At 51.7% G+C, this 19,524-nt stretch carries 19 protein-coding genes and 1 pseudogene; 17 read left to right on the top strand and 3 right to left on the bottom strand.

Going from position 1 to position 19,524, the window contains the following annotated elements:
* The first annotated feature begins 3 nt into the window (after positions 1 to 3).
* The 12 genes from pstS to ACKQAD_RS09750 all read left to right on the top strand — a co-directional run bounded on the left by pstS (position 4) and on the right by ACKQAD_RS09750 (position 13,081).
* Positions 4 to 1,044: a phosphate ABC transporter substrate-binding protein PstS gene (pstS, locus tag ACKQAD_RS09805; protein WP_409159990.1), complete on the top strand. Its 1,041-nt coding sequence runs from the start codon at positions 4 to 6 to the stop codon at positions 1,042 to 1,044.
* Between the two features lie 168 nt (positions 1,045 to 1,212).
* The gene (gene pstC / locus ACKQAD_RS09800) at positions 1,213 to 2,172 is read left to right on the top strand and encodes a phosphate ABC transporter permease PstC (protein WP_015842338.1); all 960 of its coding nucleotides are present in this window, start codon (positions 1,213 to 1,215) and stop codon (positions 2,170 to 2,172) included.
* Positions 2,172 to 3,059, top strand: a complete 888-nt coding sequence (gene pstA, locus ACKQAD_RS09795) for a phosphate ABC transporter permease PstA (protein ID WP_409159989.1) — start codon at positions 2,172 to 2,174, stop codon at positions 3,057 to 3,059. The genes pstC and pstA overlap by 1 nt, the downstream gene beginning before the upstream one ends.
* 86 nt (positions 3,060 to 3,145) lie before the next feature.
* Positions 3,146 to 3,922, top strand: a complete 777-nt coding sequence (gene pstB / locus ACKQAD_RS09790; RefSeq protein WP_039346412.1) for a phosphate ABC transporter ATP-binding protein PstB — start codon at positions 3,146 to 3,148, stop codon at positions 3,920 to 3,922.
* A gap of 12 nt (positions 3,923 to 3,934) precedes the next feature.
* Positions 3,935 to 4,666, top strand: coding sequence for a phosphate signaling complex protein PhoU (gene phoU, locus ACKQAD_RS09785; protein WP_409159988.1), 732 nt, complete (start codon positions 3,935 to 3,937; stop codon positions 4,664 to 4,666).
* 627 nt (positions 4,667 to 5,293) lie between these two features.
* Positions 5,294 to 6,826 (top strand): ABC transporter substrate-binding protein, encoded by a 1,533-nt coding sequence (locus ACKQAD_RS09780; RefSeq protein WP_409159987.1) that lies wholly within the window; start codon positions 5,294 to 5,296, stop codon positions 6,824 to 6,826.
* A gap of 57 nt (positions 6,827 to 6,883) precedes the next feature.
* Complete coding sequence (locus ACKQAD_RS09775) at positions 6,884 to 7,801, top strand: ABC transporter permease (RefSeq protein ID WP_409159986.1); 918 nt, start codon at positions 6,884 to 6,886, stop codon at positions 7,799 to 7,801.
* A gap of 9 nt (positions 7,802 to 7,810) precedes the next feature.
* On the top strand, positions 7,811 to 8,743 hold the full coding sequence (locus ACKQAD_RS09770) for an ABC transporter permease (protein WP_409159985.1): 933 nt from the start codon (positions 7,811 to 7,813) through the stop codon (positions 8,741 to 8,743).
* A gap of 11 nt (positions 8,744 to 8,754) precedes the next feature.
* Positions 8,755 to 9,744: an ABC transporter ATP-binding protein gene (locus tag ACKQAD_RS09765; protein ID WP_409159984.1), complete on the top strand. Its 990-nt coding sequence runs from the start codon at positions 8,755 to 8,757 to the stop codon at positions 9,742 to 9,744.
* Positions 9,741 to 10,622, top strand: a complete 882-nt coding sequence (locus ACKQAD_RS09760) for an ATP-binding cassette domain-containing protein (RefSeq protein WP_409159983.1) — start codon at positions 9,741 to 9,743, stop codon at positions 10,620 to 10,622. The genes ACKQAD_RS09765 and ACKQAD_RS09760 overlap by 4 nt, the downstream gene beginning before the upstream one ends.
* 21 nt (positions 10,623 to 10,643) lie before the next feature.
* Positions 10,644 to 12,086 carry a M20 family metallopeptidase gene (locus ACKQAD_RS09755; protein ID WP_409159982.1) on the top strand — a complete coding sequence of 481 codons (1,443 nt, stop codon included), beginning with the start codon at positions 10,644 to 10,646 and terminating at the stop codon, positions 12,084 to 12,086.
* Positions 12,087 to 12,130: 44 nt separating this feature from the next.
* Positions 12,131 to 13,081 carry a LysR family transcriptional regulator gene (locus ACKQAD_RS09750; RefSeq protein WP_409159981.1) on the top strand — a complete coding sequence of 317 codons (951 nt, stop codon included), beginning with the start codon at positions 12,131 to 12,133 and terminating at the stop codon, positions 13,079 to 13,081.
* Positions 13,082 to 13,087: 6 nt separating this feature from the next.
* Here the strand turns inward: ACKQAD_RS09750 and ACKQAD_RS09745 are convergent, their stop codons facing one another.
* The gene (locus ACKQAD_RS09745; protein WP_409159980.1) at positions 13,088 to 14,050 is read right to left on the bottom strand and encodes a DMT family transporter; all 963 of its coding nucleotides are present in this window, start codon (positions 14,048 to 14,050) and stop codon (positions 13,088 to 13,090) included.
* Between the two features lie 140 nt (positions 14,051 to 14,190).
* Between ACKQAD_RS09745 and ACKQAD_RS09740 the strand changes: the two genes are divergently transcribed.
* Together ACKQAD_RS09740 and ACKQAD_RS09735 are read left to right on the top strand one after the other, a co-directional pair.
* Entirely contained in the window at positions 14,191 to 14,676 is a 486-nt protein-coding gene (locus ACKQAD_RS09740) for an Lrp/AsnC family transcriptional regulator (protein ID WP_409159979.1), read from the top strand.
* A gap of 269 nt (positions 14,677 to 14,945) precedes the next feature.
* Positions 14,946 to 15,962, top strand: a complete 1,017-nt coding sequence (locus ACKQAD_RS09735) for a 1-aminocyclopropane-1-carboxylate deaminase (RefSeq protein WP_409159978.1) — start codon at positions 14,946 to 14,948, stop codon at positions 15,960 to 15,962.
* Between the two features lie 37 nt (positions 15,963 to 15,999).
* Here the strand turns inward: ACKQAD_RS09735 and ACKQAD_RS09730 are convergent, their stop codons facing one another.
* Complete coding sequence (locus ACKQAD_RS09730; protein ID WP_409159977.1) at positions 16,000 to 16,509, bottom strand: Lrp/AsnC family transcriptional regulator; 510 nt, start codon at positions 16,507 to 16,509, stop codon at positions 16,000 to 16,002.
* A gap of 143 nt (positions 16,510 to 16,652) precedes the next feature.
* Between ACKQAD_RS09730 and ACKQAD_RS09725 the strand changes: the two are divergent.
* From ACKQAD_RS09725 to ACKQAD_RS09715, 3 genes and pseudogenes are all read left to right on the top strand, one after another.
* Positions 16,653 to 16,964: pseudogene (locus ACKQAD_RS09725) on the top strand (amino acid ABC transporter substrate-binding protein); the annotation flags it as partial.
* 193 nt (positions 16,965 to 17,157) lie between these two features.
* Positions 17,158 to 17,901, top strand: coding sequence for an amino acid ABC transporter permease (locus tag ACKQAD_RS09720; RefSeq protein WP_409159976.1), 744 nt, complete (start codon positions 17,158 to 17,160; stop codon positions 17,899 to 17,901).
* A 1-nt stretch (position 17,902) separates the two neighbouring features.
* Complete coding sequence (locus ACKQAD_RS09715) at positions 17,903 to 18,628, top strand: amino acid ABC transporter permease (protein ID WP_409159975.1); 726 nt, start codon at positions 17,903 to 17,905, stop codon at positions 18,626 to 18,628.
* Positions 18,629 to 18,758: 130 nt separating this feature from the next.
* On the opposite strand, the gene yieH is transcribed toward ACKQAD_RS09715, so the two are convergent.
* Positions 18,759 to 19,427, bottom strand: a complete 669-nt coding sequence (gene yieH, locus ACKQAD_RS09710; protein ID WP_409159974.1) for a 6-phosphogluconate phosphatase — start codon at positions 19,425 to 19,427, stop codon at positions 18,759 to 18,761.
* Between the last annotated feature and the right edge of the window lie 97 nt (positions 19,428 to 19,524).

The following is a 19,524-nucleotide window of genomic DNA, read 5'->3' as shown; positions in this document are numbered from 1 at the left end:
ATTATGAAACTGATGCGTACCACTCTTGCCAGTGTTGTTGCGGCAACCTTTTCTCTGACGGCATTCTCTGCTTTTGCTGCTGCTAACCTCACCGGTGCCGGTGCGACATTCCCTGCGCCTGTTTATGCTAAATGGGCTGACTCTTATCAAAAAGAAACCGGCAATAAAGTTAACTATCAAGGAATCGGTTCTTCTGGCGGTGTAAAACAGATTATCGCTAAAACTGTAGACTTCGGTGCTTCTGATGCGCCGCTGGCTGACGACAAATTAGCACAGGATGGTTTATTCCAGTTCCCTACCGTTATCGGTGGTGTGGTGCTGGCTGTGAACGTTCCTGGTATCAAATCTGGCGAATTGACGCTGGATGGTAAAACACTGGGTGATATCTACCTGGGCAACATCAAAAAATGGAACGACCCGGCAATCACCAAGCTGAACCCGAATGCCAAACTGCCGGATCAGGATATCGCCGTCGTTCGTCGTGCTGACGGTTCTGGTACCTCTTTCGTGTTCACCAGCTACCTGGCAAAAGTGAATGCCGAGTGGAAAGAGAAAGTCGGTTCTGGCTCTACCGTTAACTGGCCAACTGGTCTGGGCGGTAAAGGTAACGATGGTATCGCGGCGTTCGTACAGCGTCTGCCTGGTTCTATCGGTTACGTAGAATATGCGTATGCCAAGCAGAACAACCTGGCTTACACCAAACTGATTTCTGCTGAGGGTAAGCCAGTTAGCCCGACTGAACAGAGCTTCAGCAACGCGGCTAAAGAGATCGACTGGAGCAAATCTTTTGCTCAGGATCTGACCAACCAGAAAGGCGCAGACGCGTGGCCAATCACGTCAACCACCTTCATTCTGGTTCACACCAAGCAGGATAAACCTGAGCAGGGCGCTGAAGTGTTGAAATTCTTCGACTGGGCGTTCAAGAAAGGCGGCGAGCAGGCGACTGCTCTGGATTACGCCACACTGCCAAAAGAAGTGGTTGAGCAAATCCGTGCTGCCTGGAAAACTCAGGTAAAAGACAGCAACGGCAAAGCGCTGTACTAATTATTGCATCAACAACGTATTGCATCGACCGTCGTGTTGATAACCAGAACGTGATGAGGTTGTCTGATTCTGGGAAATACGTAGTGGAATAACAAGTCGTATCGGGGCGGAGAGGCAATCATAACCTCTCTGCCTTTCATATGTAGTTAAAAATGAGAAGAGAGACGTATGGCTGAGTACAAGCCAACTATCAAAGCCCCGGGGAAATATGGCGATATCCTCTTCAGCACGCTGGTAAAACTGGCGGCGCTGGTCACGCTACTGCTCTTGGGAGGCATCATTGTTTCTCTGATTGTGGCGTCCTGGCCCAGCATCGAGAAGTTCGGTTTTGCCTTCTTGTGGACGAAAGAGTGGGATGCGCCCGCAGAACAGTTTGGTGCACTGGTGCCGATTTACGGTACTGTCGTAACTTCATTGATCGCACTGATTATTGCTATCCCGATTAGCTTCGGGATTGCGTTATTTCTGACCGAACTGGCACCCGCATGGTTGAAACGTCCGCTTGGCGTGGCGATTGAATTGCTGGCGGCCATACCGAGTATTGTGTACGGCATGTGGGGATTGTTCATTTTCGCTCCGCTGTTTGCCGAATACTTCCAACAGCCGGTAGGCAATGTCCTGTCCGGCATTCCTATTGTGGGCGCGCTATTCTCCGGCCCAGCGTTCGGGATTGGTATTCTGGCGGCGGGCGTCATTCTGGCCATCATGATTATCCCGTACATTGCGGCGGTTATGCGTGATGTGTTTGAGCAAACGCCGGTAATGATGAAAGAGTCCGCCTACGGCATCGGCTGTACGACGTGGGAGGTGATTTGGCGCATTGTACTGCCTTACACCAAAAACGGCGTAATCGGCGGGGTGATGCTGGGATTAGGGCGCGCCTTGGGGGAAACCATGGCGGTGACCTTTATCATCGGCAACACCTACCAACTCGATAGCGCGTCGCTGTATATGCCGGGCAACAGTATTACCTCTGCGCTGGCTAACGAATTCGCTGAAGCCGAATCCGGTCTGCACACGGCGGCGCTAATGGAGCTGGGTCTGATTCTGTTTGTGATTACCTTTATTGTTCTGGCGTGTTCAAAGCTGATGGTGATGCGTCTGGCAAAAAATGAGGGGGCGCGCTAATGGCTACATTAGGCATAGAACAAGAAGCCGAATTGGCACGCTCGCGGCGTAAAATGCAGGCCTGGCGTCGCCAGAAAAACCGCATTGCGCTGTTCTTATCCATGTCCACGATGGCATTTGGCTTGTTCTGGTTGATCTGGATTCTGTTCTCGACCGTTACCCGTGGTTTTGATGGCATGTCACTTGCCCTGTTTACCGAGATGACGCCGCCGCCGAATACGGAAGGTGGCGGACTGGCAAACGCCATCGTCGGGAGCGGGTTGCTGATCCTGTGGGCGACGCTGCTGGGGACGCCGCTGGGCATTATGGCGGGTATCTATCTGGCGGAATACGGTCGTAAATCCTGGATCGCTGAAGTGATTCGTTTCATCAACGACATTCTGCTGTCAGCACCGTCGATTGTTGTCGGTCTGTTTGTCTACACGCTGGTGGTGGCAAAGATGCAGCATTTCTCCGGCTGGGCGGGTGTGATTGCGCTGGCGCTGTTGCAGGTGCCGATTGTGATTCGTACCACCGAGAACATGCTAAAACTGGTGCCGGATAGCCTGCGTGAAGCGGCTTATGCGCTGGGTACGCCGAAATGGAAAATGATTTCTGCGATTACTCTGAAGGCCTCGGTATCGGGCATCATCACCGGGGTGCTGCTGGCTATCGCGCGTATTGCTGGGGAAACCGCACCGCTGCTGTTTACGTCGCTGTCGAATCAGTTCTGGAGCACGGATCTGATGCATCCGATTGCTAACCTGCCCGTCACCATATTCAAATTTGCCATGAGCCCATTTGTGGAGTGGCAACAGTTGGCTTGGGCAGGGGTTCTGCTGATTACGCTGTGCGTTCTGCTGCTGAATATTCTGGCGCGTGTTATTTTCTCCGCGAAGAAGCATTGATTGGCTAACAAATATTAGCTTGCTGAGAAACACTAAATAAATTCAAGGCGTTGTCAGGCAGCGCCAGGTAAAAGAGAGAAGTCTTGATGAGTATGGCAACTGAGACATCCACCAGCAAAATCCAGGTACGCGATCTGAATTTCTATTACGGAAAATTCCATGCGTTGAAAAACATTACGCTGGATATTGCCGCGAATCAGGTTACTGCGTTTATCGGCCCGTCCGGCTGTGGTAAATCCACGCTGCTGCGTACGCTGAACAAAATGTACCAGCTTTACCCTGAGCAGCGTGCCGAAGGCGATATCCTGCTGGATGGCAATAACATCCTGACAGATAAGCAAGATATCGCGCTACTGCGCGCCAAGGTTGGCATGGTTTTCCAGAAGCCGACGCCGTTCCCGATGTCCATTTACGATAACATCGCGTTTGGTGTTCGCCTGTTTGAAAAACTGTCTCGTGCCGATATGGATGAACGTGTGCAGTGGGCGCTGACCAAAGCGGCGCTGTGGCAAGAGACGAAAGATAAACTGCACCAGAGCGGCTATAGCCTGTCTGGTGGTCAGCAGCAGCGTTTATGTATTGCCCGCGGTATTGCGATCCGTCCGGATGTCTTGCTGCTGGATGAACCCTGTTCTGCGCTCGACCCAATTTCGACTGGCCGCATTGAAGAGTTGATCTCCGAGCTGAAAAAAGACTACACCGTGGTCATTGTGACGCACAACATGCAGCAGGCGGCGCGTTGTTCAGATCATACGGCGTTTATGTATTTGGGTGAGCTGATCGAGTTCAGCGATACTGATACCCTGTTTACTGCCCCACGGCAGAAACAGACTGAAGATTACATCACCGGCCGTTACGGTTGATTAGGAAGCATCATGGATAATCTGAATCTGAACAAACACATTTCCGGTCAGTTTAACGCCGAACTGGAACATATCCGCACGCAGGTCCTGACCATGGGCGGGCTGGTGGAGCAACAGCTGAGTGACGCGATTACCGCGATGCATAATCAGGACGCGGAACTGGCTCAGCAGGTGATTGAAGGCGACGCCAAAGTTAACATGATGGAAGTGGCGATTGATGAAGCCTGCGTGCGTATTATCGCGAAGCGCCAGCCCACCGCCAGCGACTTGCGTCTGGTGATGGCGATCATCAAAACCATCTCCGAACTGGAACGTATCGGCGACGTGGCGGATAAAATCTGTCGCACCGCGCTGGAGAAATTCTCCCATCAGCATCAGCCGCTGCTGGTTAGCCTGGAATCATTAGGGCGTCATACCGTGCAAATGCTGCATGACGTGCTGGATGCCTTTGCCCGTATGGATCTGGATGAAGCGATTCGTATTTATCGCGAAGATAAAAAAGTCGATAAAGAGTACGAAGGTATTGTGCGTCAACTGATGACTCACATGATGGAAGATTCACGCACCATCCCAAGCGTACTGACCGCACTGTTCTGTGCCCGTTCTATCGAGCGTATCGGTGACCGTTGCCAGAACATCTGCGAATTTATCTTCTACTTCGTCAAAGGTCAGGACTTCCGTCACCTTGGTGGTGATGCGCTGGAAAAGCTGCTGGCGCAGAAAGATAAAAAAGCCGAAGAGTAAGTTTGTCGAACCATTCGACCACAACGCCCGGAAAAGGGCGTTGTAACCCCCCTTCCTGCCACAGTGATCATTACCATTTCACGATGCTTCTTAGTTTCCTTATCGACCTTATATTTCAAGCTACTTGCGTGCCTCTTGCCCTACAAGCCTAATGCTTTGTTTTATTCAAAAACGTTAATGTGTTGCCCTGAAACGTAAATGATTTAAGGGCTAGGCGATCCGTTAATTTATGTAATAAGAATAGATCACTTATTTCCCTTGTTAATTACGTAAGCTACGCCTTATTTACGATAATGTTTTTTTATGACACTGCTTTCTCATAGTGCAATATGACATCGCTTTGCACTGTCATTGTCCTTTGGCATAAATAAAATACTTATGGTATTGGGTAAATATTATTTTTTATTCTCTCTTCTATTCTCAAATAGAGCACGTTCGCTCTATGGTTTCTCATTTTGAGAAGTCTGTGACCTAAAATCAGTAACGATGGTTTACCTTGATTGGCGTCGGTCTTGCAATGAATACTCAGGGAAGATTCAACATATGCTCTGATGATATGGCTGTGAAGGTCTTTGTCATCGGAGGGCAGAAGGTGGGTATATATATTCTGATGCTATGGAGAATAACATGACGCGTTCCGTTGCAAGACTGATAAATAACTATGTAGTGTCTGTATTACTCATGGGATTCGCTGCATATAGTTATGCTGGAAAACAAAATGATACTCTGGTTTATGCTTCGGATAACGAGGTAGAGAATATCAGTCCATACCATAATACTCTGCGGGAAGGCGTGATTCTTTCTAACTTGGTTTGGGATCGACTGATTTATCGCGATCCCAAAACAGGAGAATATAAACCGCAACTGGCTTCAGGATGGGAATGGGAATCACCAGAAACGCTGGTGTTAACGTTGCGCAAGGGCGTTAAATTCCATAATGGCGATGATTTCACTGCTGAAGACGTGGTGTATACCTTCAAAAACATCGCGGGCGACAACACCGGTTCAGTGATGCCACAAAGCGTTAACTGGATTAAAGATACGGAAAAGGTGGATGACTACACGGTAAAACTTCACCTGAAGAAACCGTTCCCCGCCGCACTGGAATATTTGTCCGGCCCTACGCCAATCCTCCCCGCCCGCTATTTTGAAAAGGTCAAACTGGCCGGCTTTAGCAAAGCTCCGATAGGCACCGGGCCTTATAAAGTCGTGAGTGTGTCGCCGGCACAGGGCGTCAAGATGGAGAAAAACACTGACTACTTTAAAGATAGCCCTCAAGGACAGCCCAAAATAGGTAAATTGCAGTTTGTCGTGATTCGCGATCCGGAAACCCGTCTGGCGCAGTTAATGACAGGCCAGGTTGACTGGATCTGGCGAGTATCCGCCGATCAGATGGACGCGCTAAGTGGAATGCCAAACATCACGGTAAAAAGCGGCGAAACTATGCGCGTTGGGTTTCTCGCGTTGAACATCAATGCAAATGGACCTGAAGGCAAACCGCTTAAGGATTTACGTGTACGTCAGGCCATCAACTATGCCATCAATCGGCAAGGCATGGTGGACAATTTGGTTCGAGGAGGCAGCCAACCGGTATATTCCGCCTGCTTCCCTGCACAAACCGCATGTGATACCAGTAAAGTCGTTAAGTACAGCTACGATCCGCAAAAAGCAAAGCAATTGCTGGCTGAGGCCGGATATCCTAATGGTTTCGACACCGACATCTGGGCCTATCGCGAACGTGATTATGCGGAGTCCATCATTGGTGATTTACGCAAAATTGGTATCCGTGCGCGCTTGCATTATGTGCAGTATTCCATCATGGCCGCGGATCTGATCGCCGGTAAAGCGCCGATGGGTTTTTCCACCTGGGGTTCGTATTCTATCAATGATGCTTCCGCATTCGTGACGCCTTATTTCGGTGGTCAGGGCAACGATATCTGGAAAGATGCGGACGTTACTCGCCTGTTGGAAAAGGCTGATCAGACGATCGATCTGAAAGCACGAAGCGCACAATACGCAGATATGCTGGGTCGTATTTCTTCTCAGGCCTATATGGCGCCGATGTTCTCTTATTCATCCAATTACGCTTTTACTTCCGACCTGAACTTCGACAGTTGGCCGGACGAATTGCCGCGTTTTGCGATGGCGAGTTGGAAATAACGCCTTGCGTCCGGCGTGATCCGGTGTTCATCAGGCTCCCAACATGAGGAAGCGGTCATGATTACCTATATCTTTCAACGGCTGATGGTGGCGATGGCTGTGCTATTTACTGTCTCTGTTGTCAGCTTTTCTTTGTTAAATCTGTCTGGCGATCTGGCGGCATCCATCGCCGGACCGGACGCATCCGCCGAGGTTGTGGAGAGTATCCGGGTCCAGTTCGGGCTGGATAAGCCACTGACAACGCAGTTCGGACACTGGCTGTGGGCAGTGCTGCATCTGGATTTCGGTCGCTCCTTTTATTTTGAAAGTTCGGTGATGGAGTTAATTAGCGATCGGATGCCGATTACGCTCAAACTGGGTGTTGTTTCCCTTCTGCTTGCGCTGGTGGTGGCGATACCGTTAGGTGTGTTGGCTGCTGTGTTTCGGGATACCTGGATTGATCGGTGCTCTATCTTCATTTCGGTCATCGGTCAGGCGATGCCTAATTTCTGGTTTGCGCTACTGCTCATTCTGATCTTCGCCGTGGGATTAAAATGGTTGCCGGTGGCAGGTAATGGCACGTGGCAAAACTTCATACTCCCCGCCGTGGCGCTCGGCTATTACGCCATGCCGTCTCTCATGCGTCTGACTCGCTCTGGCATGTTGGACGTGCTGGGTTCCGACTATATCCGTACGGCCCAAGCTAAAGGGTTGAGCGCGTATCAGGTGATTGTAAAACATGGATTGCGTAACGCGATCATTCCCGTCGTGGCACTGGCGATGGTGGAGCTTGGCTTTATGTTGGGGGGCTCGGTGGTCATTGAATCCATTTTTGCGCTTCAGGGGCTGGGGCAACTGGCGTGGGACTCTATTTCCCGCAACGACTTTCCCGTGGTGCAAGCCATCGTGCTGATTATCTCCGTATTTTACATTGGGCTAACATTTCTGGCCGATGTTCTGAATGCGGCGTTGGATCCGCGTTTACGTACGCAGTGAGGGGATGGCATGAAAACATCATCTTTTCTTTCTTCCTCCGTGACCACCCGTGCCGCAGGCGTGGAACCCGAGCTCCTGCCGGAGCCACCGAAATGGCGGCGGTGGTCGGGTCGAATCCTGGGGCACCGCAGTATGACGTTTGGGGTGATTGTTCTCGGTATCGTTGTACTGGCGGCCCTTCTTGCACCGCTCATTAGCCCGCATGATCCCTATGCGCAGGATGTCAGCCTCCGTTTGATTCCGCCGGTATGGCATGAAAAAGGGAGCTGGGAATACGTGTTGGGGACAGACAAGCTGGGGCGGGATTACCTCAGCCGACTGCTTTACGGCGCGCGCGTCTCGCTGCTGATCGGTTTGGTCGCGGTGCTGGTTTCCGGTGTTATCGGCATTACGCTTGGCGTACTGGCCGGCTATTTTGGTGGCCGTGTGGATGCGGTGGTGAGTTATATCCTGACCGTAAGGTTATCCATGCCGGTGATTTTGGTGGCGCTGGCGACGGCTTCGCTGATGGGGGGCTCCGTCAAAGTGGTGATTGTGCTGCTGGGGCTGCTGCTGTGGGATCGCTTTCTCATCGTCTCTCGTTCCGTAACGCGGCAGCTACGCGAAGCGGAGTTTATTGCGGCCGCGAGAACGCTGGGAGCGTCATCGCTGTTTATCATGCTGCGTGAAATCCTCCCTAATTTGTTGGGGCCACTGACGGTGGTCGCAACGCTTGAAGTTGCACACGCGATTCTGCTTGAAGCCACCTTGTCGTTTCTCGGTCTGGGCGTACAGCCGCCAATGGCATCCTGGGGGCTGATGATCGCGGAAGGCAAAGCCTACATGTTCTTTCAGCCCTGGGTCATCCTGATTCCTGGCATCGTATTAGCCGTGGTTGTACTGGCGATCAACCTTGTCGGCGACGGTCTGCGAGATATCACCGCGCTGGATGGGCGCAATTAGAGGAGGCGGAGATGAATACTGACGTGGTGCTTGAAGTGAAGAATTTGCGCGTCGATCTGCCGACGCCTCGCGGCACGCTGCATGCGGTGCGCGGTCTGGATTTTTCCGTCGGGCGCGGTGAAATGCTGTGTCTGGTGGGGGAGTCGGGGTGTGGAAAATCCATGACATCACTGGCGCTGATGGATCTGTTGCCGCGCAAGGCGGTGAGAACGGCAGACGCTATCCGTTTCAAAGGCGTTGAGCTTCAGGGCATGAAAAAACGGGATATTGCCACATTGCGAGGCGATCAGATGTCGATGATTTTTCAGGAACCCATGACATCGCTCAATCCTTCGTTCACGCTCGGCAACCAACTGTGTGAAACCTTGTTGGCGCACCGCAACGTATCGCTTGCTGAAGCGCGCGACAGGGCGGTTTATCTGATGGAGCGTGTTGGAATACCGATGGCGGCGGCTCGCCTCAATCAGTATCCGCATCAGCTCTCTGGCGGTTTGCGCCAACGCATCATGATTGCCATGGCGCTCATGTGCGAACCCGACCTCATTATTGCGGATGAACCCACTACGGCGTTGGACGTGACGATTCAGGCGCAGATTCTGCGCATGCTGCGCGAGTTGCAGCAGGAACTGGGCATGGCTGTGATCTTTATCACCCACGATCTGGGTGTCGTCGCGCGTATCGCCGATCGTGTCGCGGTAATGTATGCCGGGCAGATCGTTGAAACCGCACCGGTGATGGATTTGTTTGAACAACCCCGTCATCCCTACACCAGAGCTTTGCTGGAGTGTATTCCCGTGCAAGGAAAAACGGTACCGGGCGAACCGCTAAAGGCGATCCCCGGTGTTGTACCCAGCTTGATTGGTACCCAGCAGGGGTGCGCGTTTAGCAATCGCTGCGCACATTGCAGCACAGCATGTAACCAGTTACCTCCTTACATTGGCGTGACTGAAGGACATGCTGTGCGTTGCGTACAGGCGTTAACCCCGGAGGAGGTTGTATGAATTGGCAAAATCAGGAAAGCCATCCCCTAACCACGCCATCGATACTACCGACGCATATTCCTGGAAATGATGATATTGCGCTGGAACTGTGTTCGCTGAGCCGGGTATTTCGCTTAAATCAGGGGTTGTTTAAACAACCGGGGGAGATCCGCGCGGTTAACAACGTGTCTCTGAGGGTGCGGCGTGGCGAAACGTTGGGGCTGGTGGGGGAATCTGGGTGTGGGAAAAGTACGTTGGCCAAAATGCTGCTGGGGTTGCTCGAACCCACCTCCGGCAATGTTTTGATCGAGGGGAGGGAGATCGACGCTTGCGATCGCAAAGAAATGGCGTCCCGTATTCAGCCGATTTTTCAGGACCCTTACTCCTCACTCAACCCGCGTAGAACGGTGTCGGATATCGTTGAGGTCGCGCTGCGGTTACACAATATCGGTACGCCAGAGACGCGCAAAGCACGAGTACGTGAAATGCTGGATGTGGTTGGTATGCCGCTTCGTACCCATGCCCAGTACCCAGGACAACTTTCCGGTGGTCAGCGTCAGCGTGTCGCGATCGCGCGTGCGCTGATTATGCAACCGGACATTCTTATCTGCGATGAACCGACATCGGCGCTGGATGTCTCGGTGCAGGCACAGATCCTGAATCTATTGCTGGCCCTAAAGAAAGAGTTTGGTCTGACCTATCTGTTAATCAGCCACAATCTGTCGGTGGTTGAGCACCTTGTTGATCATGTGGCTGTTATGCAGCGTGGCACCATTGTTGAACAGGGAACGCGTGAGCAGGTTTTTCATACGCCACAGCATCGCTATACGCGAACGCTGCTTGCTTCCGTGTTGACACCGATACCGGGGTTGGGGATCCCCGACATCGATTCTCATTAATTTATTAAGGAATGGCTGACGATGACACGTGAAGAGACGATTGAGGCAACCGTGGCGTATTTTGAATCAGGGGCATTCGCCGACATATTGGCGCGCAGGGTGGCATTTCGCACTGAAAGTCAGGAACCCGACAGCGGCCCGCTGCTGATGTCTTATTTGACGGAAGAGATGGTGCCTGCGTTGCAAGCGCTGTCGTTTGAGTGCCTGGTCGTGGAGAATCCGGTGAGCGAACGGAGCCCATTCCTGCTTGCCCGACGTATCGAACCGCAGGCAGAGCTGACGCTATTAACTTACGGACATGGTGATGTGGTGCGCGGCTACGACGATCAATGGCGTAGCGGACTTTCTCCCTGGAAGATGGTACAGGAGGGAAACATCTGGTTTGGTCGTGGCACCGCGGATAACAAAGGGCAGCATACGATTAATTTAGCCGCGTTGGAGCAGGTTCTGAACGCGCGGAAGGGGCATTTAGGCTACAACGTCAAAATCATTCTGGAGATGGGGGAAGAAGATGGCTCTCCAGGGCTCGATGAGATTTGTGCGCAGTACCGCGACTGGCTAAGCGCCGATCTGTTCATCGCGTCAGACGGCCCGCGAGTCTCGGCCTCTCGGCCCACATTGTTTCTCGGATCGCGTGGTGTTTTTAATTTTGATTTGAGTGTGCAACCGCGTGACAGCGCACACCACTCAGGCAACTGGGGAGGGCTGCTCAGCAACCCCGGTATTCGTCTGGCACATGCTCTCGCTTCGCTGGTGGATAGTCGAGGGCGTATTTTGGTTCCGGGGTTGCGTCCCCCCTCCGTCACTCCGACATTGAGACGGATTCTGGCCGATATTGAACTGGGAAGCGGCCTGACCGATCCGGCGATTGATCCCGACTGGGGGGAACCTGGATTGAACGCGGCGGAAAAGGTGTACGGCTGGAATACGCTGGATGTGCTGGCTTTTGTGACCGGCAATCCCAACAAACCTGCACATGCTATCCCCCCTTCTGCGCTGGCGCATTGCCATATGCGCTATGTGGTGGGGAGTGACGCCGAACGCTTCGCTTGCCACATTCGCCACCATCTTGATGCACACGGTTTTAATGATGTGGCGATCCTGAATGCCGTTTCACACTATAAGGCAACCCGGCTGAATCCAGATGACCCATGGGTGGAATGGGGGGTTAGTTCAATTCAAAATTCGGTGGGGAAACGTGCGGCGGTTTTGCCTAATTTCGGCGGCGGCTTACCAAACGCGTGCTTCTCGGAAACACTGGGGTTACCGACGTTGTGGGTTCCACACTCTTATCCAGCCTGTTCGCAGCACGCGCCGAATGAACACATTCTGGCGGATATGACGCTGGAATCGCTCAAGATTATGACCGGCTTGCTGTGGGATCTGGCCGAGCAGGGACGTGACATTCTTCGCCTGCATCATCAAAACACCGCCGAGCAGGAGGAAGGGATGCCGTCTATTTAACCCGTGGCCTCATTACGTGGCGTCAGTAAAGAGAGGGGCAAAAGATGCATAGCAATGAAATTCGCTATTTCATGGCGGTGGCCAGCACAGGCTCGCTGAGCGCGGCAAGCCAGCAACTCTTTGTGGCGGCTTCCGCGATTAGCCGCCATATCCAACGTTTAGAAACGCGTCTGGGTACCTTACTGTTTGATCGTCATGCCAGAGGCATGGTGCTCAATGATGCGGGTCATATTTTAGAAAACTATGTACGGCGCAGCGTGGCTGATATGACGCTGGCGATTGCTGAAATTGAAGGATTGACCTCTTCCCGACAGACCACGCTGCGAGTGGTGTGTACCGATGGTATTGCGTTTAGCTTACTGCCTACGCTGCTGGCGAAGTTCCGACGACAGCACACGACGGTCAATTTTGTGCTAACCGTGGGCAGCGCCAGACAAATACCTGAACTCATACGCAACAGCGAATGTGATGTCGCGCTGAAATACAGTCTGGCTCCAGAACATGGCGTTAAGGTTATTGCCTCTTTTTCCGCGCCTTTTATGGCGGTAGTGCGGCGCGATCACCCGCTAGCTCTAGGGGAGTGTCAGGTTGCGGATCTCAGCCGATTTCCTGTGGTGTTGCCCGATCAATCTGCAACGGTTCGCCAATTGTTCGATCTCTCTTGCCGCATGAACGGCGTATTCATCGATCCCATTTTTACCTGTAATCACTTTTCGACGCTGTACGCGTTTTTGCTTGATACTCCCGATGCCGTCGCGATTTGCAGCCATTTCTCGGTACTGTACCGAACCCGGCAGGATAACCTGCTCGTCAAGACGATGAACATGGAGCCGCTGAACCAGCGTGTGTTGCAAATCCAAGCGGATGCCAACAAAGGGGAAACGCCGGTTCTTAGCTCTTTTTTCGCTTTTTTACGTGATGAGCTAGCACAGCAGGATGTGCTGTTCCGCCAGGAATATGGTTTGGATTCCCCTTCGCCCCAGCTCTTGCCGTGAAGGGGGCTACCGCCGTGTTGGCCTCAGCGTGACGATGAGCATACCGGTAATTATCGCGATCACGCCGATAGCCAGACTGGGAGTTAATGGCTCACCCAGAAAAACCATGGAGAAAAACAGCCCAACGAGTGGTACGCCGAGCATGGATGACGCCATGCTCGTACTGGAAAGCCACTGGCTGGCTGCGTTAACGGCGCAAAAACAAAATGCCGTCGCCAGCGGACCGACAAACAATGCAATATTCCATAGCGTAGGCGAATTATCTCCCGTATAGGGGCCTTCCACTCCCCAGGCGAGGGCGATTAAAGGCAGTGTGGCAATCAGCATTTGCCATGGCGCAAGATGATAAGCGCTGGTGCTGCCCTGGTGGTGTCGCAGATGCAGAATACAGATGGCCCAGCACAGTGATGCCACCAGCAGGAGTACGTTAGCGCGCAGCGTTACGCTGTCGTTCCAGTCAAGCGCCAGCGGATTAAACAGCGTTATCACCCCAGCGATCCCGAGTAGCGTCCCTATGCATTCGCGGCGCGACACCTTGTAACTAAAGAAGAGCAGTGCGCCGGGAAGAACCCACAGTGGCGTGGTATAAGCGAGGATCGCTGAGCGCCCTGCCGGGATGTCTGTCATAGCAATGGCGCCAAGCGCTGTAAAGCTGAGCATTTGCAGCAGTCCAACACTGGCCAGCAATGGAAGATCGCAACGACGAGGAAGCTTTAACGTACCGGTGGCGATTTGAATAGTGAACAGGCAGAGCCCGCCTAGCGCGAAACGCAATGCTGAGAACCAGAGTGGCGTAATGTGGTTCAGGCCAACTTTCATTGCGGGCCAGTTTGCTCCCCAAATAATTATCGCCATTGCCAGTAGTCCAATTCCGCCAAGTTGACGTATTGATAATCCGGATGCTGAGGGAAGAAAATGCGTTTTTTTCTGCCAAACTATTTTCTTATTTCTTAGTGGAGGTAAAAACATTTTATATTTTCTTTTTCCGAGATCTGGATAGAAAAAGTTTATGCGTTTTGGTGCGAAAAATTTTTCCTTTATTTGGTCGTTTTCTTTATTTTTTAGAGCAAATTTTTTGTCTAGGTAATCATTCACAGAAAAGGTTTTTTATGCGCAAACTCGACAGAACCGATATTACTATCCTTAACAAATTGCAGGAAAATGCCAGAATTACGCACGCGGAGCTGGCCAGAGAAGTGAATTTGTCGACGACACCCTGCTTTAACCGGGTAAAAGCGTTAGAAGAACTGGGATTGATTCGCCAGCAGGTCACACTGCTCTCGCCTGAACGACTTGGCCTACACGTCAATGTGTTCATTCATGTCAGTTTGGATAGACAGATAGAGTCGGTATTGCAAGGCTTTGAAGAGGCAATCGCGCAGAGGCCGGAGGTGATGGAGTGCTATCTGATGACGGGAGATGCTGACTATCTCTTGCGTGTTCTTGTTAAAAATATCAATGAGATAGAAAACCTTATTCTTAACCATTTAACCCGAATTCCTGGCGTGGCGAATATCCGATCTAGCTTTGCCCTCAAGCAGGTTCGTTACAAAACGACGCTGCCTTTGCCCCCGGAAGGAATGGTGCTCTCTTGAGGTTAATATTATTTCTTGTTTTGGTTGTTTTATGAAATAAATGAGATTTTTTGTTTTTTATTATGAAATTTTAATATATAAAAAATGATTATTTTGCAATTTATATTTTATTTTTTAGCGGTAATATAAATTTAAGGGAGATGCGGTGATTCCCTATGTTATCCGTCAAACCTAAAATGGATTTTTTTCATTATTTTTCCAAACGATGATTACGACGGCGTCTATTTGTCGCCGATGGTCAATTCAATTATTTTTATCGGAGTATTATTATGAATCTGGAAAAATTTCCGCGTTATCCATTAACTTTTGGACCTTCTCCGATTACGCCGATGAAGAGATTGAGCGACTATCTTGGCGGTGATGTGGAAATTTACGCGAAACGTGAAGATTGTAATAGTGGTCTGGCGTTTGGGGGGAATAAAACGCGCAAACTGGAATATTTAATTCCGGAAGCACTAGAACAAGGATGCGATACGCTGGTTTCTATTGGCGGTATCCAATCTAATCAGACGCGTCAGGTGGCTGCCGTTGCCGCACATCTGGGTATGAAGTGCGTACTGGTACAGGAAAATTGGGTGAATTATGCCGACGCGGTTTACGATCGCGTGGGAAATATTGAGTTATCACGCATTATGGGAGCAGATGTTCGTCTTGATGCGGCGGGGTTTGATATCGGGATCCGCGAAAGCTGGAAACAAGCGATGGATGATGTGACCGAGAGCGGGGGCAAACCTTTCCCCATCCCGGCGGGGTGCTCCGAGCATCCTTATGGTGGTCTGGGTTTTGTCGGCTTTGCGGAAGAAGTTCGTCAGCAGGAAAAAGAGCTCGGCTTTACGTTCGACTACATTATCGTGTGTTCCGTCACGGGCAGTACACAGGCAGGCATGGTGGTCGGGTTTGCCGCCGATGGCCGTGCACGCAATGTCATCGGAATTGATGCGTCCGCGAAACCCGCGCAGACAAAGGCGCAAATTTTGCGTATTGCGCAGAATACCGCGAACCTTGTTGAACTGGGACGGGAGCTTACCGAAGAAGATGTGGTGCTTGATACCCGCTACGGTGGGCCAGAGTATGGCCTGCCAAGTGAAGGCACGCTGGAGGCGATTCGGTTGTGCGCACGAATGGAAGGTGTCATGACCGACCCCGTTTATGAAGGGAAATCGATGCAGGGTATGATTGATATGATTCGCAACGGCGAATTCCCTAAAGGCTCTAAAGTGCTTTACGCTCACCTTGGCGGTGCCCCCGCACTCAGCGCTTACAGCTATATCTTCCGCAATGGCTGATTTGGAGAATAAGCTTCTTTATCGATTGCTGTGCTGCTCAGAAGGGCAGCCTTGTGGTAGACAAGACCTCGCGCAGCCCAATAAATGATCTAATCTGACGCACGCCGGGCAGGAACAGCAACTGCTCGGCGTGAAGACGATTAAAACTCTGATTGTCCCGCGTTCTAATCATGAGCATGTAGTCGAATTCCCCGGTAACGACATGACACTCCATACAGCCGCGAATCTTTTGTGCCGCGGTTTCAAAATCTTTAAACGAATTGGGTGTCGATCTGTCTAGCACGACACCGATTAAGACCACCAGCCCGGCATTCAGCGCATCGGGATTCAATAAGGCCACCAGCCGTTTAATCAGCCCAAGCTGTTTCAGGCGCTCTACGCGTCGCAGACAGGCTGGGGGGCTGAGATTGACCTTCTCGGCCAGTGCGACGTTGGACAGGGAGGCATCTTCCTGCAACAGACGCAGGATAGCGGTATCAAACCGATCCAATTCATGAGATTTTTTTTCCTCGCTGGGAGGAACCTGAGGGACTTTTTTGTCTTTCATGCAGAAACGTCGGCGTGGCTCCAGGGTAGGGTTATGGAAACATAGTTGCGTGAAAAGATCTATTTCCATTGTTTTAATATAGGTTTTTTCTATTTTACGAATGAAAATGCAACATTTCCGTGATACTGAAACTTATTTTGTGCTTGCGTAACGGTAACGTACAGGCTATCACGCAGGATGATGCTAAGCTGGTTGGCCTGTTGGCTAACGTGCCTGATGCACAGAAGGCCGAGTTTGAAATCTCCCCGTTCAGCATAACCAAAGAATATCAGGGTGTCGGGATTCCGAAGGGGGAAGAACGCCTGACGGCAAAAATTAATGACACGCTGATTAATTTGGAAAAACAGGGTGAAGCGAAGACTCTCTACGATCGTTGGTTTGGGCCGAGCACGAAATCCGCTCAGCCGCGTGGCGACTTCACGTTTGCTCCGTTGGATCAGCAACCGAAATCCTGATCGCTGACGCCTTCAGTGCTATGACCCCTGCCCTCTGCCTCGTAGAGGGCATTGCTATTTATAGCTGTCATACTTCAAGTTGCATGTGCGTTGGCTGGTCAATTCGTTCCCGACAATGGTCCTTCCCTTGCCGCCTGCCTGAAACTCGAATTATGTAGGGCATAAATCATTATGACAAAGAGAGAGAAAACGCATGGATACGGCGCTGCACTCGCTTGAGTCGTGGCTGTTGGCTCCTCAGTACCTTATCTGGCTGTGGCATGGCTTCTTGCTCACGCTGGGTATTTCCCTGAGTACGATCGTTCTCGCTACGGGGCTGGGTTTTCTGCTGGCGGCAGCCAGAGATAGCCACATTCGAGGGTTGAGCGGTGTGGTTGTGGCTTACAGTTCACTATTTCGTAATACGCCACTGCTGGTGCAGTTGTTTTTCTGGTATTTCGGTGCTGGGCAGCTTTTTCCCTCAGAAATGATGCAATGGCTAAACACGCCTCATGAGATTTCGCTGTTGGGGACAACGTTAGCGTGGCCTTCTTTTGAATTTCTGGCGGGATTGGCAGGGCTGACGCTCTACTCCAGCGCATTTATTGCGGAGGAGATCCGATCCGGTATTCGCGGTGTCGCACGCGGACAGAAGTATGCGGCACATGCTCTGGGGTTAACGGGCTGGCAGTCCATGCGCTATATAGTGTTACCGCAGGCGCTGAAAATTGCCTTACCACCGCTGCTTGGGCAGTACATGAACATCGTCAAGAACTCATCGTTGACGATGGCAATTGGCGTTGCTGAATTGTCTTATGCTTCTTGTCAGGTGGAGACGGAAACGCTGCGCACATTTCAGGCGTTTGGCGTGGCGACGGTGCTGTACATCGTGATTATTGCTGTGATGGAAGGCTGGGGTATGTGGCGACAACAGCGCAGCCTGGCGGAGAGACACTGAGATGGATTTTACCGTTCTCACCGATAACATCGGTTATTTGATGTGGGGCACGTTCCCGGATGGCCTGCTGGGTGGCGCGGCGCTGACGCTTGCGATGAGTCTGCTGGCGGGCGTAGCCTCTGCCTTATTGGGTACGATTTTGGGCGTAGCGCTGGCAATGTCTCGGGGCGTCTGGAGCGCACTGCTGGCAATGGTGCTAGGGTTCTTCCGCGCCATTCCCGTCATCATGCTGATTTTCTGGACCTACTTCCTGTTGCCGATCGTTTTTGGCGTCGATATCCCTGAAATCACGACCGTGGTGTGTGCGTTGGCGCTGATCGCCTCGGCGTATCTGGCGCATGTGAAGGCAGGTATTGTCGCGATTGGCCGTGGTCAGTGGCAGGCTGGACTCTCGCTCGGCTTAAGCCGCTGGCAGGTGTTGTGGCAGGTTGTCCTGCCGCAGGCGCTGCGGATAATGGTGCCCTCTTTCATTAACCAATGGATTTCCCCGATTAAAGACACCTCGCTGGCCTACATTGTTGGCGTCGGCGAACTGACGTTTCTTGCTACACAGGTCAATAACCGCAGCATGGTCTACCCGATGGAGGTTTTCCTGTTTGTCGCGTTGGTCTACTTTGTGTTTTGCCTGTCATTGGAACTTCTGGCTAATCGGGTTAACGCCCGTTTTAGCCAGCAGGAAATACAGCCGAAACGCCGTTTGCTGTGGTGGCGGAATAAGCCTGCCTGAGACGAATACGGGTCACTTAAGCCCATTATTAGGGGAAACACAGGGGGAGGTTCCCGTAGGGAGGCCTCACCCCTGTGGTCGCCCCGTGTATCTCGATGCTGAAACGATCGGCATTAAGCCTGAATGGCTGCTACTGCGCAGTGATATTCCAGCCTTTTTCACGCCAGATTTGCGGCAGTTCACGCATGTCATCGAACATCGTGACCAACGGGTGATGAATCGGCTGGTTATGGGGATCGGCGCAGTAATAGAACACAGGAATACCCGCAGCAATGCCAGCCTGTACGCCTGCTGCGGAATCTTCCACCAGAATGCAGCGCTCAATAGGAAGCTGTAACTGCTCGGCGGCGTGATACAGCACCGCCGGGTCGGGCTTCCATTTTTTCAGATCATAGCCACTGTAGAGATGGTCGCCAAACAGATCGAGCATGTGCGTCAGACCGAGCGAATGCTGCATTTTGCTGACGGGTCCGTTGGACACCACCGCCATTGGAACGGTAATGGACTGCACTAACTCACGTGCGCCCTCGATAGGTTGCAGGGACTCATCGAACAGCCGTTTCACCTCTTGGCGGAAATGACGCTCCACGTCTTCTACCGATACGGTTAAGCCGTGCTGCTGGCTGATACGGGCAATAATCTCGTACAGCTTCACGCCCTTGTAGGTTTTTATCACCTCCTCCAGCGATAAATTCACCCCATGCGGGATGAAGATATTCACATAAGCCTGGCAACACAGCACCTCGCTATCAACCAGTGTGCCATCACAGTCGAAGAAGACGCATTCAATATGGGGCATGACCAATCCTTATTGATGGAATAAAAGAGGAAGCCCCTACTTTAACCAATTGGCCTGATATTGCGACCGATAAAGCCATTTTCAGCGTGATCTTGCA

Source organism: Pectobacterium artocarpous (genome assembly GCF_046159765.1).
Lineage (GTDB): Bacteria > Pseudomonadota > Gammaproteobacteria > Enterobacterales > Enterobacteriaceae > Pectobacterium.
Note: the sequence above shows the minus strand (reverse complement) of the source record. Positions and strands in the feature narration are given on the sequence as shown.